Source organism: Oligoflexia bacterium (assembly GCA_034439615.1).
Classification (GTDB): Bacteria; Bdellovibrionota; Bdellovibrionia; order JABDDW01; family JABDDW01; genus JAWXAT01.
Window position 1 is genome coordinate 131,561 of sequence record JAWXAT010000047.1, and the last position, 15,852, is coordinate 147,412.

Sequence of the window (15,852 nt, forward strand, 5' to 3'; positions counted from 1 at the left end):
AAATACTAAATTTGCTCAGCTTTGCCAAGAAGTGTCTCTACACGTTCAACCAATTCAAAAATATTCTCAAATGGCTTTTGAATAAAATCGTGAGCACCCAATTCCATTGCAGCTTCACGCCCTTTGATACCTGAATGAGCTGTCATCAATATGATCTGTGCAGGAGAAAGTTGCTCATCTGTAGTAGATCTTCGCTTATATTCTTCAATTACTTGAGGCCCCGTGAGCCCGGGCATAACCACATCAAGTAGCACAACTTGGGGTGAGAACTCTTGCCATTTATCAACACCCTCTTCACCCGTATGAGCAATAGCGACACTATGACCACGTGACGCAAAAGCGCGAGACAGTGCTTTAGCCACGATGATTTCATCATCAACAACAAGAACCTTAAATGCTTTCACTTAATTGAGTCTGCCAGAAGGAAGCATTATGGTAAAGGTAGTACCTTGACCCACAGTGCTATTTAATTTTAACAAGCCGCCGAATTTTTCAATAATATTTTTACTCACCGAGAGGCCCAAGCCCGTACCAGCTCCTTCTCCCTTAGTTGTAAAAAATGGTTCAAAAATTTGACTCTGAATTTCATCAGGAATTCCAGGACCGGTATCAGTAATTGAAATGCAAATATGACTGCCCTGTTTCCATGTCTTGATCGTTAACACACCACCATCATTCATTGCCTGACAGGCATTGTTAATAAGATTAAATATAACTTGTTGAAGCTGACTGGTTTGAAACTTTACCGTTCCTAAGCCCTCTTCGTAATAAGTATGTAGGCTCTGCATGCGAAGAGCCGTTTTTAAAAGTGGCATTGTACTTTCAACAACCTCATTCACATTGATCAATTCGATATTGTCATTTGAAGGTTCACTAAAATTTAGAAGATTCTTGATGATGAGCTGGCAACGAAACGCAGCTTTTTCTGTCTCAGCAAGATCTGTAGTATGTGGATCAGTAGCGGGCAGTTCTTTTTGAAGAATTTGTGCCAAAGCGATGATTCCAGAGAGTGGGTTATTTAATTCATGCGCAATGTTTCCGGCAAGCAAACCCACTGCAGCAAGTTTTTCTGATTGTACAAGGCGCATATAGAGTTCACGTTCATTACTGACATCCATGTAGTGATTAACAACTCTCAATACCTGCCCATGCTCATCACTCTCATTATTAATAGGATAACTATTGAGACGAAAAGTTTTATTATTCACTGAGCGAACGAGATTCGATGTGGGTTCAGTTGCTTGAACACCTTCTTTAAAAAAACTACTGTTGGCCCTGATGACACGCTCGTTTTGATCAACTACAGCAATGGGATCATTAAAACCATTAAATGTTGCCTCCCACTGGCGAGTCGCTGCAACCAATTGTTCTCTGAGTAAAATATTATCAAGTACAATAGACACCGGCTGTAAACGTTCAGTGATGCGATCTAAAAATTCAGTCAACTGAGCTGATTCTAAACTATGCTCAGCAAATAATACTGCTGCTGGCATTGATGCATGGGCCTCCCGCGTGCGCACGGGAATAGCTACTAACTCATGACATTCTTTTTTTGTTTGTTCGATCCACCAACGCCGATCTTCAGCTGAAGATGTTCTTACAGAGAGTGAGTGAAATTGTTTTGGAACAGATTTAATATATCTTTCATGAAGAGTACGAGATTGGATCCAATAAAGTTTACCACCTTCATTACCATCTAAAACAAGCATGTAACAAGGAACTGAAACGCCTGAAAATTTTCTCAATTCATTATAAATCACCTCATACAACGCCGGTACATTGTTGACGATGGAGAGATTTTTTACAAAACCTGTAAGATCACGCACCAAGCGTTGTTTACCCTCGGCCATTTTTTTACTTTCATCAATGCCTTGTGTGCGATTAAGGACTTCAGTTTCAAGATTTTGAGTGAATTCTTCTAATTTTCGATTTTGCGCACTAATTTCGTGAATTAAATGCGCATTGGTGCGTTGGCGCCCTGAATGCTGAATAGCTGTTTCAACACCCAACAACAAATCAGTTTCATCCCAAGGTTTGGTGATGAAACGAAAAACCGATGCACGGTTGACGGCTTCATGTACGATGGGCAGTTCTAAAAAACCCGTGAGCATTAAACGACTCACCTGGGGTGATTTTTTTTTAACTTGTTCAAGTAGTTCAGTACCAGTCATTTCTGGCATGCGGTAATCAGAAATGATGACCCAGCAATCTTCTTTTTCTAAAAGCTTTAAGGCTTCATGAGGTGAAGACGCAGTCAGTACTTCAATGGGTTTGCCGCGAAAGAGTCTGCGTGCGGCGGCAAGAATCGATTCTTCGTCATCAACAAAGAGAACTTTAGGCTGAGACTTCTTTAACTGATTCGCTTCCTGCTCGCTGTCCACTATTCCTGCTATTTCCTGATTGTGACAACTCCTGTTGCCAACGATGAAAAATCGTTATCAGATCGTATTCTAAAAGATCGGCGACCAAAATATAATTCTTTTCTTTATAGGCATCAAAAATCTGCTCTAAAACCAATATCATCGCCTGCTCTAGTTCCAACCAATTGGCAGAGAGAGTTCCTTTGAGACCTTGATAGGCAGATTTATAATGCGTGATCATCTCTATAAACCACTGGGTTCCCTCTACACAACCTCGATAGTAGGTATGAGCTTCATGAATAGCCTCAGACCTAAACAGTTGAGATGAATGCTCTAAAGCAATGAGAATGCGATTGATGTATTCATTAGAACTTACAAGACTTTCGTCGAGCAAGATCAATGGGTCTTGTGTTTTTACACTTATAGTTTGAATTTCACTAAGTGCATTGCCTCCAAATTGTATTTCGGTTTCTTCATCAAGGACAATGCCATTTACTGATACTTCACAAACAACATGACCATCAGAATCTGCTTCGATATTAAACTGAGCAAGTACATCTTTCAAAGATAGAGCCGCAGGATAAGACTCAATTAATTGTTCATGGTTCCAAATTTTTGTTTTCATTTTCGATTCCTTTCGATTGGTTATCGTTCTTAAAAGTCACACTTCTAAGACGCAACCTTTCGTAACACTGCTTGGTTTGATAAAATATTTCTTCTCGAGATCCGGGAGGTATGTTTTCTTTCTCACTAGAAAATGCATCTAGCAATGGAGCCAAAGGAGGAATTGTCTTTTTCATAAGTATCAACAACTCATCCATTCGATCCATGACACCAATAATTTCAACTTTTGCGGGAGCGGCATACAGGGCCGCCAACTGAGTGAGTGCCATTTTGCAAACTTCGTTAATTTGCATAAGCGCCTCTTGAAGATCAGCGCTCCACTTTGGTTGAGGTCCTCCAAAATAAATATACTCCACCACCTCCCAATAATCTGGAGTTTGATTTTTTCCATGGATTTTATAGCGAACACCTTGAGATTCAATGCATTCAATAACACCATCCAGGGGAGTTTGATGAGTCAAGATGCCCTCAATATTTTCAAAAACAAAATCTGACATTAAAAACTGAGGTTGCTTACTTACTAAAACTCTGCTGCCCGTAACAACGGGGCCCGTCTCCCAGAATCGAACGTTGCCCACACTTAAATTGACTGATTTTGTATTTGCCTGGCTGGCAATATGTAAAGGGCCACTATCAGCTCCGACAAATAACTCAGCACTTTGAATTGTGCGCGTCAGTTCAGAAAAATTTGTCATTCCAACTAAATTTATTAGATTATGAAGACCTGTTTGCAAGACGACTTCATCAGCGAACTCTTTTTCAGATGCTGTTCCAACCAATGTGACTTGTTTATTTAAACCCTGAGTTAAACGACGAATAAGTGCAGACCAAGAATCGGCTGGCCATGTTTTTTGACTTTGACTCGCACCCAAATGACAAACAATGCCTTCACGTTTAAATGAATCAGTAGCACTCAATGACGAGTGCCAATCAGACTTGGTTAACTCTACACCAGCAATCCAAGCAAAAAGATCTGAAACGTGAATTCGATTGCTGCGGTCAACACCCACCTGTGAACGAAAATATTGACTTGCCGGATCTTGGATTCGCAAGAAAAGATCTTGAGTTCGTGTATACCCACTCACCGGAATTTTTTCTTGTGCGATCAAATGAGTAATAAAACTACTCGAAGGTGAAAAAGATAAATTTATTATGCGATCGAACTTTTCTGAACGCAAATGGTTGATCGTCTCACTCAAATGTTCAATGCTCTCAGAAACACCACTCTTCTCAGTCATAAGTGGTCCTAAAAGTTTTACTGCATCTAACTTCCAAAGATGATCAACAAAACGTGCGTTTTCAGCGGCGATGGCAAAACGCTGCCGCACGAGCAAATGTATTTGGGCTTGAGGATACTGTCTCTTTATTGCCGAAACTACTGGCAACGTGCAGAGAATATCACCGAGTCGCGTGAGTTGGATTATTAGAATTTTCATTGGTAGCGCCTTCAATTTGTTCAAGGATTAATTCGCGAAGAGTTAAAATATACTCAGCATGTTCTGAATAATCTTGAGTATCGCGAATTTGAGCAGAGAGTTTATTTAACTCTTTGAGAGTACCTTGCAAATACATCTTGAGATCACTTTTTGGGGTCATATTATCTCCATGAAGCCTGTTTGAAGCCCGCGTATGAGTTTAAGTTCTATTTTTGTTCTTTGATGAGCATGCGATAATTTTTCTCTTAATTTTTTTACTACTTGAAATTGATTATTATCGGCACTTGAATCTTTTATGCTGAGCAAAAGTTGACGACTGTAACTCTTAAAATAATTTGACTGTTCTGCTTGAACACAAAATTCTTCAAGCTCTACGATGTACTGAGAAAAGCGAGAAGGTTCATGCATAGCACCCAAAAGACTTTTGAGTTTATTGAGAAATTCACCCACTTGAGTTTCAAACCAAGTAACATTCTTCTCAAGTGACTTTAATTCGGTTACCCAGTCTTGTTTGGCCCGATCTGGAAATATATTTTCTAACAATTGTTTAAGCTCTAACCCTTCAGTACCGTATTCACCAACAGCTTTCTCGTGTGTTTTTTGGAGATAAAGTTTAAAGCTAGCGCGATCAATCCAACTATTGATTTCTTTTGCAGAGAAACTCTCTGCCAGCGGATAAGCCGCCCAATCACCGCGACTATTGACATGAGTTTTAAGAAGTAAAACCTCATCTTTATACTCATGGGCCAAAGTTCTTAGCGCCATTTCATCTTGTCTCAGCATGCCACTTGCAACCATCGCCACCATTTCAGCTGAAATTTTTTCGGCACACTCGTGTGTTGGCTGGGTGCAACCCCCTCTGTGGGAACACGGGGCGCAGGGTACGACTCCCTGAAGAATTACAGCTCCCGGCGTGTAAGCCCCGGTTTTACGATATTCAGAACTTCCAACACTTATTTCTAAAATTTTTATTTTAGTGGCTGCGGCAATATGTTTAATGCTGGTATCTACAGTAATAAGCAAATGACCTTGCTTGATTAAACTATACGCCTGTTCAAGATTACAAATAACAGGAATCAAACGTGGATTATCTGCACAGATTGCAGCAACGGCTTCTTTTTCATTGGGCGCTCCAAGTATGAATACTTGAATTCCAGGCTCAAGATTTTGTAAAACCCGAATGAGTTTATTCCATTTTTTAGGAGCAAGTGTTTTTTTATTTTCATTACTGCACGCTTGAATCAGGATTCTTTTTTTATCAGCATATTTTGTGTATGTTTGTTCAGCAAAAGCAGCACCCGCTTTTGTCTCGAGAAGTTCAATGCGCCTATCAGCGCCACTGAGGCCCGCACCATAATGAAACACATCAACAAAATGAAAAACATTATCACTGCTTGGGTCAGTAAAATCATTTAGGTACTCAAACCAACCTGAACCCACAGAGAATTTTCCATTAACCCCAAATACAACACCACGCGTATTCGGGCATGCGATGAGTGCGGTCATCCATCCGCTAAGTCTATTGTGAGTGAGATTTACAACTTGATCATAACCCTCAGTTTGTAACTGCTCAACGAGATCTTCTATACGAAAATATGCTTCTAAAATATTTCTGTCTTGAGAACCAAGAATTTGCTGAATACCAGCACGATCAAAAGAATACACTTTGTTCACAAAGGGAATAATATTTGCGACAGATTGAAATTGCCCATTAATCAAAACATGTAGTTCTGCACCTGGGTATTCCCGACGCAAACTTCTTAAAACTGATGTTGCCATCAGTATATCGCCGAGCCGCAAAAGACTGATGACCAGAATCTTCATAACACCAACTCTCTCATGGCCATCCAGATAAGACCTTCTTTTTCCATTTCGCTTTGTCGTCGCGACATGGCCTCTTCGACCATTGGAAGAGTTAGAATTTGATCACTTGCGATATTTAGAGACTCTAAAAATCTCTGCAATGGAATATTACCCTGTGACAATTCTCGCAAATTTGTAAGTGTACGTTGGTTTAAGATTTGTGAAATAGCGGTGTAATAAAACGGCGCAACACGTACAGATGCTGGATGTCTTAAAATACAATAAGAACCGCTCAGCGCTTTTATAACTGAGGGCTCTCGACATATTTGTGCTGGGGGAACACCCGCCAATATTTCAGCACTTCCTAAAAATTCAGGCTGTTTTTCAATGATTGCATCGACTAATTCGCGATTTGAATCTATAATCACTATATGAAATTTTTTGCGCTTTAAAAGTTCACGTATGTGGAATCCACCACCCACGCCTAATACGATTAAAGATTTGAGTGAATTAATTTTTGACCATTCAGCATCGATAAAACTTATGGCTTCTTTTTCAGGATTCACAGATGAATGCAATAATGTTCCATTCACAACTGGGATCCACCCCTGTTTGGAATTCAAAAATTCCAAGGGCGCCATTGAACTCATAAGCTAGCTTCTTTCTTTTTCATTATTAGCTCTTTAAGTTCTTGTACGTCCGTGCGACCTGGATGCAGAACATCTAAACGAGTTAACTCTAATTCTGCTTCAATTAACGAACCTGTCTGAAAATAAAGGCCCGCAAGAGAGTAAATCATTTCACCATCATCTTGATTATTTTCTAAATACACATGAACTCTTTCGATAGCCACTGACCAATCACAATCGGTTTGTCCCCAACTTATCAACACCTGCAATGCAACTTGATTATGCGGGTTAATATCTAGACAGCGAAGTAGTACAGAAAGCGCCCATTCATCGTCTTTCATTTCACGAGCAACAAGCGCTACACCACACCAAGCTCGGTCATTAAATGGATTTAACTCTAAGCCTTTTTTGAAATATTCTAATGCCTGTGTATATTGGGCTCTTTGAAAATTTAAGGATCCAAGGTTTACATTCAAAATATCTGAAAGAGGTCGAATGGTCAGAGCTTTATTATAGTTCTCCTCTGCACTTTCATAATCTGCAAGTCGCGTAAAAACATTTCCCAAATTTTTGTGCAGATCAAAAAGTCGTGGACTTTCAGCATCACACTGCCCAAGCGCATCAAGCCATGTCGATTGAGCATCGGCATCACGCTTCAGTAAATAGTATATTTCACCAAGTTCAAAAAGATCTTGCTCAGTCACTCGCCTTTGAACAAGTTGCTCATAACATTTACGTGCATTATCCAATTGATTCTCTTGCTTGAAACACCAGCCCATCCACCGAATAGCATCAACATGATTGTTATTGCGGCGTAAAATATCGCCCAACACATTGCGCGCCAAACTAAACTCACCACAATCAACCAGCAGAAGCGCATTTTGTAACAGATAACCATGCACTTCAAGATCTGTAGGTATAGGTGGTGGCTCAACTGGGGTAACTTGAGTTTTTACAACAAATTTAATTGAGGTGTCTTCGTCTGTTTCATCAAAATTTTGCAAAGCTTCGTCGATGTCACGGATGACCTTAAGCTGCGCGAATTTTTCAACGTCCGATCGCTCTTGTAACACAAATCGAAATGATTTTTCCTGGTCATCGGACTGGTCTAGAGTTTTATCCATAACACCTCCATTACCTCTAGTGAGCAATGGAAGTGCCAGAGTCATAAAAATTTTAAATGGGCCTATAATTTAGCAGAGCTGATTTCTACAAGACTAAAGTTTGTTTCCAACATAAGAAAGCCGCCATGACACCAACTGGATGTCAAAATATTGACGTCAATTATGCTTTCTCATCTAGGGATTCACTATTTTTCTTCTCACTTTTATATGAGCTAAGTGTTTTTCTGCCTTGTCTTACATTTCTGAGCTCAATAATGATTTGAGATTTGGCAGTTTCAATAAACTGCATAATATCTAAATCCTGAGTTAAAATTGCTTTTACTAATAAATCTTTATGATCCAACAATTCATTAAGACGATAGCGAGTTGTAGTATCTACATCTTGAGCATCTATTGTTTGGGACTGAGTATCCACAAGCACATCAATGTGTTTCACGATGTTTAGAATATTTTCGCGATTTTCCCTAAAACTTTCAAGATCGCCAAAATCACCAACTGCCAACCGCCCTAGCCATTCACGGTTTAATCCTAAAAATTTTTCGAGATATGTATTTTTCTCTTCTATTAATTTAATTGTTTTTGTCATCGATCGCTCCCTAGTGAATCAGTTTTTTGTTTTTTCAGACTATCAATGGCCTTAATCCAGCCTTCGTTGAGGGTATTAAGAAGTTTTAAAACTACATGCAGTTTATTAGCGTCACCCGTAATATTTGCTTGAGTCAGTTGATCGGTCATAAACATGTACAGCTGTTCTAAATTTTTTGCTATTTCACCACCCACTTCAAAATTCAAGGTGTTGTTTAATTCCATAATTATGTCATAGGCCTTACCGATATAGAGGCCACGATCACCAATATTTTTTGCTTCACAAGCAATGACTGCTTTTTTTGTAAACTTAATTGCACCCTCGTACATCATGAGCAGCAATTTCTCACGACTCGCACTGGTGACTGAGGTTTGCTTATACTTTTGCAACGCTTTATTCTGACTCATGCTCTTATTAACTCTCCCTTAATTCTGTTGTTACTCATTAAGCTTCTTGTAAATTAAATCCGCTTATTGCGGGGCCACCCATTTTAGCTTGCAAAAATGAACCTTGAGATTTCAATTTCGACATTGTCTCTTCGAGCCGCGCAAACTGTTGCTTGAGCTGCGCCTCTTTTTGCTGGAGCATTCGTTCTTTATTTGCAATCTGCTGATCAAACTGTGTGATCTTATCTTTGATACCCTTTGATCGTTGTAGAAGTGGCCCCGTACCTGTATCGATCATTTGCCCGATGACCATCTTCACCTGAGGAATAAGACCGTAACTAAGATTGTCTCCGACGAAAAATTCTTGAAGCCCCTCTAAATCTCTAGCTACTGCAGCGTTAAATTTTTCTTCATCAAATTGTAATTGTCCGTTACGCGCGAATGAAATTCCTGTTTCGGCTAAATACTTAATACCGCCCTTGGCAGCATAAACAGGATTTTGAAGTGTGTTTCTAAAACGATTTTCAATATTTCTTAATAGGCTATCGCCACCTAGCGTACGTGTTGTATCAGAGTCTTTATCAAGTGCGTTTTGTTGTTGAATAAATGCAAATACTCCGTTCATTCCATCAACAAACTTTTTTACCTTACCCAAAATAACTTCACGGTCTTCGCCAACATCGACAAAAATTTCTCTACCAGGTGCGGCTTGCCTTAATTGAAGTGAGATTCCTGGGATGACGTCTTTTAAATTATTATCAGTAATTTCAAATTCAAAACCATCAACTTTGACACGCCCATTTTCAGCAGGGCGCTCTTTCTCCATATAAAAATCTTGATCCCCATCAAGAAAATAAAATGTAGGAAACTCAACTCCACCACCCTCACCAATTCCTTTTCCAGTTAGGAGTAGTCGGTAAGGATAATCTTTATCAGTATTGTCTTGAATGACTGAAGCTTGAACGCCCAAACTCTTTGCATTGATAAGTTTGGCCAAGCCTTCAAGTGTGTTGTTATTCTTATCAACGTAAACTTCACGTGCACCACCTGAAGCATCTTTGATTTTTAAATATCCAACCCCAACTTGTGTTTCATTTTTATCAGGAAAACCATTACTCGCAGCTGCAGTCTTATGGGCAAGCTTCATAACTTCAACCATGTAATTGCCTTTTTGAGCCACACCTTTTTCTGCAGTAGCAGCAACTACATTTGGATCACCCGTTTCGATTTTAATATCAGAAAATCCACGTGTACTTCCAAGCTCACGTAGTCCACTTGCAATCTCTCGCACTTTACTTGTGAGATCATCAACGAGCTTTAGCTTCTCTTGCTCTTTACCTTTGCGCGCTTCAAGAGCCTTGAGTGGCATACGCTCCGCCTCAACAAGTTGCTTAACTATGTTGGGAGGTAAACCTGTGTTGATTGATCCGAAGCTAATACCCAAACAGTCCTCCTGACACGTGGGTGTTCATGAGATTATTGTCTCTGAAAAAAGTGTTTTTCTAGAGCCAAAAATCTAACAGGACGTACTTCTCGAATTAAAAAATACTTAGAAAAGTATAAAAAGAGTAAATTCTTCCCCATTTTAGATTTACAATTCTAGATGTACTTTCAATTTGCTCGACACAGGTCTTGAGTTTCCATTCTTCAGTCGAGGAAATTTCAAAAAATTTCGAGACGTCAGTCTAGAAGTTATATGACGTCAGTCTAGAACTGCACGACTCGGCTTTAGTGATTTGCACACTCGCCGAATAGATTAGTGAAGTTAATGAGGGAAAGAAGTAAGAGACCTCATGAAGTAGTACAAAGGCAGTAAAGAAGTTCGAAGGCAGTATTCAAGAAGAAGTTGTCGAAGAGCAGTTGCAAGTAGTACGAAACAAAGTCTCAAAACCGAAGTACTCATGACTTCTAGGAAAGCAATGTTTTTGTTTAACAAGCTTGACTGGATGTCAGATTTCATTTGCTAGACCCGGGTGGGCTGGGTCAGCAATGAAAGTGTTATGGATGACGTTAGCCTTTTAGGGGGGTAATACCATGGGCTTACGCATATCAACTAATATCGCCTCAATCAACGCGCAACGTACACTTGGCAACACACAGAGGGAAGTTCAAAATTCTTCTGCGCAGTTAGCTTCAGGTAACAGAATAAATAAATCAGGTGATGATGCTGCAGGTTTGGCAATCAGTGAAACACTGAAAGCTCAAGTTCGCGGTTTCCGTCAAGCGTCACGTAACGCCAGCGATGGTATTTCACTGGTACAAACATCAGAAGGTGGTCTCAATGAGATCAGTAACATCATTGTTCGTTTGCGCGAACTCGGTGTTCAAGCTTCTTCTGATACAGTGGGTGATCGTGAGCGCGGCATGATCGATGTCGAAGTTCAACAACTCAAAGCAGAATCACAACGTATTGCTTTAACAACTAAGTTTGGCACAAAAGCACTCTTAGATGGAACAGGTGAAACGCTTGATTTCCAAGTTGGTGTTAACAACAATGGTTTTCAAGATCGCATCTCTTTTAATGCAGGTGCTGCAAACGCAACTATTGATGCATTAGAGATCGCAGATATTGATTATAAAACAAAAGAAGGCGCACAAGGCTCATTAGCTCAACTTGATGAAGCCTCAATTCGAGTAAACAAAACACGCGCCGATCTTGGAGCTCTACAAAATCGTTTACAATCAACGATTCAGAATTTAGGAATCCAAGATGAAAATCTCTCAGCAGCCAACAGCCGTATCCGTGACACTGACGTTGCAAATGCAACTGCAGAAATGACACGTAATAATGTGCTCTTGAATGCAAACGTCTCAACATTAGCGCAAGCCAACCAAGTTGGTGGATTAGCACTAAAGCTCATCGGGTGATAAAGCGAATTCACTGATCGAATCGCGGGGGTCTGGCGCCCTAATAAAAAACGCTAGACCTCTAGCCCACCTTCGGGTGGAGTTCAGGTAAAACCCGAGCTCCACCTGTTTTTTGAGCTAACCGATTTGAATGTGACTTGTAATGTCGCGCAGAATTTTTGAGTTTTAGGTGCTTTTTTTTGAGTTTAAAAATTTATGTGGATTTTAAGTTTTTATAAAAATCGACTCTAGTCCAGTTAACTAATTCTCTGGAGTATCCGAGTTAATTAACAGGAGATTCTCGCCAAATGATTGGCGGGTTCGAGCGATGAATATAAAAGGAATTGTAGGAAATCTAATTCCCATCGATATTCTGAAGACTGATCGTCGAAAAACTCAGAATACATCCGATAGGGATCCGCAACAAGGCGGTGGTGGTGATGCTCAGCCAGAGCAACATCGATTTACCGATTCTGAATTGCAAGATGCCCTTAAACTTCTAAAAGATCTTCCAGGTATAAAAGAAAATCATCTGCAGTTTAGAGTTGAGCGAAATGATAAACGAGTTGTCGTGTTTGTCGAAGATTCCACAGGAAAAGTAATTCGCCGTATTCCCGATACTGAGCTTTGGTATATGTTGAAAAACCGCCAGCATGACCAATCGCGCGGAAATTTATTGAATAAGGCGTTGTAAGTAATATAAATCTATCACCTATTTTTTTGGTTGCACCGGCTATCTAGATTTCAGATTGCACCAATTAGAAATGCGTAAAAATAAAAAAAACCCTGGGACTGTGGGGGTCGCCAGGGTTCGGGCTCAAGAGCATACTGTGGGCGTCTACTCTCAATAGTTTAAACCCTTATAGGGATTTGTCTCGAGACTTCATTGCTCAAACTCAGCTTTCCATGCATTCATAACTTTTATATCTTCGTATCACTCATTGTATTCGCAACTTTATTCTTCACACCACTCACCGCTTTACATCTTCGCAACATACTTCACATTCGCAAACTTTTTCCAAACCAGTGCCTTCGAGCTACATACATCTGTAATTAGCACCAGAGAAAACTTCGGTTCACGCGGGATCATTTTGATCCCGCGATTACCGTTTTAATTTCTGCAAATCAACCGATCAATTTTAGAGCTTGGGCAGGTACTTGGTTTGCTTGAGCAAGAACACTCACGGCACCAGCCTGAAGCACTTGAGATTGAGCAATCTCTGCGGTTTCTTTTGCAATGTCAGCATCACGCAAACGTGAGTTACCAGCAGCCAAATTTTCTGTTTGGATGTCGAGGTTACTTACAGTTGCTTGTAAACGATTCTGAACTGCTCCGAAATCTGCGCGGAGTTTACCAACCTTAATGAGAGCATCGTCAACTTTTTGTAAAGTTTCACGAGCTTCATCTTTTTCACCAACACTTAGACCCCCGTAACCGAGTGTTTCAGCGCGAGCATCAGCATTCATATTATATTTAATTACGTTATCTGGACCAGCAAACGCACCTACTTGATATTCCAACTCTTCACCTGAACCATCAAGTAATTGCTTTGTACCAAAACGTGTTGTTTTTGCGATACGATCGCCTTCTTGAATTAATTGTTGAGCTTCTGTATTTAAGAAACCTCTTTCAACATCGCTGATGTTGTCTGAAGCAGCTTGAACGCCCAACTCTCTCAATCGAATCAAAATATTTGATACTTCATTGAGACCGCCTTCACTTACTTGAATCAGTGAAACTGCGTTGTACGCGTTGTTGCGTGCTTGTTTCATACCGCCGAGTTGTCCTCGGATATTTTCTGAGATCGCTAAACCTGCAGCATCATCAGCAGCGCGAACAATTCGGCTACCTGAAGATAATGCGGCTAACGCATGTTCGTTACGTGCTGCTTGAACGCCCAACTGTCGTTGTGCATTTAAAGACGCCACGTTTGTATTAATTCTTAAGCCCATAAAGCCTCCTACCCATTTTGAGAATAATTCTCTCTTGGGTTCCACATAGCTCGACCTTCATCCAGGTACAAAGTTGGCGAGCTAATAAATTCCAACTCCTAACCAATGAAAGTTTTTGGAAGCTTTAGAGTCTCTTAGACCGGGACAGGCTCTTGAGAGATTCTAGATCTGCCTCAACTTTCAATATTCTTCTCGGCCTTGGTCCTGGAAACTTGAGGGTGCGTTAGGACTTCCGTCTTGTGCGCAGCGCGTCTAGTGTTGGAGACAACTAGACTTTAACCTAGAAAATTTTATTTACATTTTTATTGTTTGCAGTGTTTTACTCGTCGCGTCAATAGCTGACGAGAGTGCCGTCTCAAAACAGGGGTTCGCCCAATTGTCTTGATGAGCAAAGAAAATTCGATTCTCGATAGCTTGATGTGCAAGCTCAAGAAATCCATCTGCGAGTAATCCTTTTTCGGCTAATGGAAGTGCGTGTCCCCATCGTGTGATACGTAAATCTTCAACATCACTTTGTGAAAGTGAGAGTGCAGAAAGTAAATCTGGCAGTGAACTTTCAAATAGTGCTTTCGTATTTGAAAAAGAATCGATGGAGTAAAGTTCTCCCCGCGCACCATCATAGGGACACCCATGATAAAGTGTCAGTACAGATCGTTGCGAGTTATCAGCTGCTGCCCAACTTGCAAAAATAACATCTGTAAATGCGCGAGACTTTGAATCAACGGCTGGGTCAGTAATAGTTGCAGGAGTTAATCTAAAAAGATCATAAGACGGAGACTTAAACTTTTTATTAAGTAATACATTCGCAACAAGATAGGCCCGGTACTTTATTTTCTGCATAGCTTCAAGCTGTGTTGCTGGCAAATTTTCTATTACACGTTTTGCAACAAATTTAGGCGCAGCAAACACACATGCTTTTGCAGAAATAGTTTTTGTCTCACCGTTTTGCGTATAAGTTACTTCGACTCCTGAAGATGTAGTTCGCACATCAAGCACCAGTGAGTTTGCGCGCAATGAATTTTCAGGCAAAGTATTTTTTAATCTTTCATACATTGCTTGTGCGATTGCGGCATTGCCACCAGGAAATACAGTAATACCCACAAGGTCACTGGCTAAAAAGCCAATCATTTGAGCGGCAGATATTTCATCTACTCCACCGGCAAATGCAGACCACGCATATTCATTAAAAAACTCAGCGATATGTGGATGAAGATTTTGAAACTTACTCTGCGACCATTGAGCAAAACTTAAGCGATCAAGTTTATCGTATTCAGTTTTTGAAATGGTTGAGTCTTTGTTCCAAGGAATATCCGGGTAAGTCTTCTCACCAAATTCAATAAGCGTTTTATGAACAGATTTAAACTCTGCAGCCCTCGCAGGATCAGTTGCGCCACTCCAAAATGGGGAAATTATTTTTTTCGCATTTCCCATAAGTACATGTGCATTACCAGAATCATCATTTCTAAAATCAAGTAGATTTAAATCTTTGAGTAGTAAAGCGGCCGGAGAATCAACACTAGGTCGGGTGATATACGCAGCACCGATTGAATAAGAGATGTCTTCCCATTTTTCACCTTTTGAATTACCGCCAAACTGAGAAGCTTGTTCTAATAAAATAGGTTTTTGATCACGTAAATAATAAGCCGACGCTAAACCACTTATTCCACCACCGACAATAATAACAGATGTATTCTCAGACGAGGATGGTCGCCCATTTATCTTTTTTAAAAACCCAGTTTTATCCCAGAGAATCGGATGCGCGCGGTGTGGATCATCACCTGTGTAATCTTTTAAAGTTGATGTTTCAAATATTTTTGAAATTGGTGACGGATCACCATTTACACTGCCCGTCGCACCGAGACCCGCTAGTGCACTATAATATTTTGATTTGAAAAACCATGCACCACCAAGGCCTGCGCCTACGGCTCCAACTAAACCCGCTTTGAGTACACTTCTTCGTGAAATCCATTTTTCTGACATGAAGTCTTATAGGCATAACTTTTTATTGTGACAAGAATAAGTAGAAAAAAATGAGCCGGAGAGAACGGGCGCTCTCTCCGGCCCTGGGCTTTAAATAGGTAGTGCCTGCGGCAGCGACAGCACT

At 40.3% G+C, this 15,852-nt stretch carries 15 protein-coding genes; 2 read left to right on the forward strand and 13 right to left on the reverse strand.

Going from position 1 to position 15,852, the window contains the following annotated elements; all coding sequences use genetic code 11:
• Nucleotides 1-5: 5 nt before the first annotated feature.
• The 11 genes from SGI74_11435 to fliD all read right to left on the reverse strand — a co-directional run bounded on the left by SGI74_11435 (nt 6) and on the right by fliD (nt 10,392).
• Nucleotides 6-404, reverse strand: a complete 399-nt coding sequence (locus SGI74_11435; GenBank protein ID MDZ4678105.1) for a response regulator — start codon at nt 402-404, stop codon at nt 6-8.
• Nucleotides 405-2,381, reverse strand: a complete 1,977-nt coding sequence (locus SGI74_11440) for an ATP-binding protein (GenBank protein MDZ4678106.1) — start codon at nt 2,379-2,381, stop codon at nt 405-407.
• Nucleotides 2,335-2,985 carry a hypothetical protein gene (locus tag SGI74_11445; GenBank protein ID MDZ4678107.1) on the reverse strand — a complete coding sequence of 217 codons (651 nt, stop codon included), beginning with the start codon at nt 2,983-2,985 and terminating at the stop codon, nt 2,335-2,337. The genes SGI74_11440 and SGI74_11445 overlap by 47 nt, the downstream gene beginning before the upstream one ends.
• On the reverse strand, nt 2,960-4,420 hold the full coding sequence (locus SGI74_11450) for a glycosyltransferase family 9 protein (protein ID MDZ4678108.1): 1,461 nt from the start codon (nt 4,418-4,420) through the stop codon (nt 2,960-2,962). The genes SGI74_11445 and SGI74_11450 overlap by 26 nt, the downstream gene beginning before the upstream one ends.
• Entirely contained in the window at nt 4,383-4,580 is a 198-nt protein-coding gene (locus SGI74_11455; protein ID MDZ4678109.1) for a hypothetical protein, read from the reverse strand. Before SGI74_11455 ends, SGI74_11450 begins: the two co-directional genes overlap by 38 nt.
• Nucleotides 4,577-6,244, reverse strand: a complete 1,668-nt coding sequence (locus SGI74_11460) for a glycosyltransferase family 9 protein (GenBank protein ID MDZ4678110.1) — start codon at nt 6,242-6,244, stop codon at nt 4,577-4,579. Before SGI74_11460 ends, SGI74_11455 begins: the two co-directional genes overlap by 4 nt.
• Entirely contained in the window at nt 6,241-6,816 is a 576-nt protein-coding gene (locus SGI74_11465; protein MDZ4678111.1) for a hypothetical protein, read from the reverse strand. The genes SGI74_11460 and SGI74_11465 overlap by 4 nt, the downstream gene beginning before the upstream one ends.
• A 53-nt stretch (nt 6,817-6,869) precedes the next feature.
• Nucleotides 6,870-7,976: a tetratricopeptide repeat protein gene (locus SGI74_11470; GenBank protein ID MDZ4678112.1), complete on the reverse strand. Its 1,107-nt coding sequence runs from the start codon at nt 7,974-7,976 to the stop codon at nt 6,870-6,872.
• A gap of 160 nt (nt 7,977-8,136) precedes the next feature.
• Nucleotides 8,137-8,562: a hypothetical protein gene (locus SGI74_11475; protein ID MDZ4678113.1), complete on the reverse strand. Its 426-nt coding sequence runs from the start codon at nt 8,560-8,562 to the stop codon at nt 8,137-8,139.
• Entirely contained in the window at nt 8,559-8,969 is a 411-nt protein-coding gene (fliS, locus tag SGI74_11480) for a flagellar export chaperone FliS (GenBank protein MDZ4678114.1), read from the reverse strand. The genes SGI74_11475 and fliS overlap by 4 nt, the downstream gene beginning before the upstream one ends.
• 37 nt (nt 8,970-9,006) lie before the next feature.
• Nucleotides 9,007-10,392, reverse strand: coding sequence for a flagellar filament capping protein FliD (fliD, locus tag SGI74_11485; protein ID MDZ4678115.1), 1,386 nt, complete (start codon nt 10,390-10,392; stop codon nt 9,007-9,009).
• A gap of 590 nt (nt 10,393-10,982) precedes the next feature.
• Between fliD and SGI74_11490 the strand changes: the two genes are divergently transcribed.
• Both SGI74_11490 and SGI74_11495 read left to right on the forward strand, forming a co-directional pair.
• The gene (locus SGI74_11490) at nt 10,983-11,816 is read left to right on the forward strand and encodes a flagellin (GenBank protein ID MDZ4678116.1); all 834 of its coding nucleotides are present in this window, start codon (nt 10,983-10,985) and stop codon (nt 11,814-11,816) included.
• A 307-nt stretch (nt 11,817-12,123) separates the two neighbouring features.
• Nucleotides 12,124-12,489, forward strand: a complete 366-nt coding sequence (locus SGI74_11495; protein MDZ4678117.1) for a flagellar protein FlaG — start codon at nt 12,124-12,126, stop codon at nt 12,487-12,489.
• A gap of 431 nt (nt 12,490-12,920) precedes the next feature.
• Here SGI74_11495 and SGI74_11500 read toward each other — a convergent pair whose 3' ends face one another.
• Complete coding sequence (locus SGI74_11500) at nt 12,921-13,748, reverse strand: flagellin (protein ID MDZ4678118.1); 828 nt, start codon at nt 13,746-13,748, stop codon at nt 12,921-12,923.
• 294 nt (nt 13,749-14,042) lie between these two features.
• On the reverse strand, nt 14,043-15,728 hold the full coding sequence (locus SGI74_11505; GenBank protein MDZ4678119.1) for an FAD-dependent oxidoreductase: 1,686 nt from the start codon (nt 15,726-15,728) through the stop codon (nt 14,043-14,045).
• Nucleotides 15,729-15,852: the final 124 nt, after the last annotated feature.

What these genes read in the sequence shown, in the direction of transcription:
- SGI74_11445 (MDZ4678107.1), bottom strand. Translation starts at nt 2,985, where the DNA reads ATGAAAACAAAAATTTGGAACCATGAACAATTAATTGAGTCTTATCCT.
- SGI74_11450 (MDZ4678108.1), bottom strand. Translation starts at nt 4,420, where the DNA reads ATGAAAATTCTAATAATCCAACTCACGCGACTCGGTGATATTCTCTGC.
- SGI74_11455 (MDZ4678109.1), bottom strand. Translation starts at nt 4,580, where the DNA reads ATGACCCCAAAAAGTGATCTCAAGATGTATTTGCAAGGTACTCTCAAA.
- SGI74_11460 (MDZ4678110.1), bottom strand. Translation starts at nt 6,244, where the DNA reads ATGAAGATTCTGGTCATCAGTCTTTTGCGGCTCGGCGATATACTGATG.
- SGI74_11470 (MDZ4678112.1), bottom strand. Translation starts at nt 7,976, where the DNA reads ATGGATAAAACTCTAGACCAGTCCGATGACCAGGAAAAATCATTTCGA.
- SGI74_11475 (MDZ4678113.1), bottom strand. Translation starts at nt 8,562, where the DNA reads ATGACAAAAACAATTAAATTAATAGAAGAGAAAAATACATATCTCGAA.
- fliS (MDZ4678114.1), bottom strand. Translation starts at nt 8,969, where the DNA reads ATGAGTCAGAATAAAGCGTTGCAAAAGTATAAGCAAACCTCAGTCACC.
- SGI74_11490 (MDZ4678116.1), top strand. Translation starts at nt 10,983, where the DNA reads ATGGGCTTACGCATATCAACTAATATCGCCTCAATCAACGCGCAACGT.
- SGI74_11495 (MDZ4678117.1), top strand. Translation starts at nt 12,124, where the DNA reads ATGAATATAAAAGGAATTGTAGGAAATCTAATTCCCATCGATATTCTG.
- SGI74_11500 (MDZ4678118.1), bottom strand. Translation starts at nt 13,748, where the DNA reads ATGGGCTTAAGAATTAATACAAACGTGGCGTCTTTAAATGCACAACGA.
- SGI74_11505 (MDZ4678119.1), bottom strand. Translation starts at nt 15,728, where the DNA reads ATGTCAGAAAAATGGATTTCACGAAGAAGTGTACTCAAAGCGGGTTTA.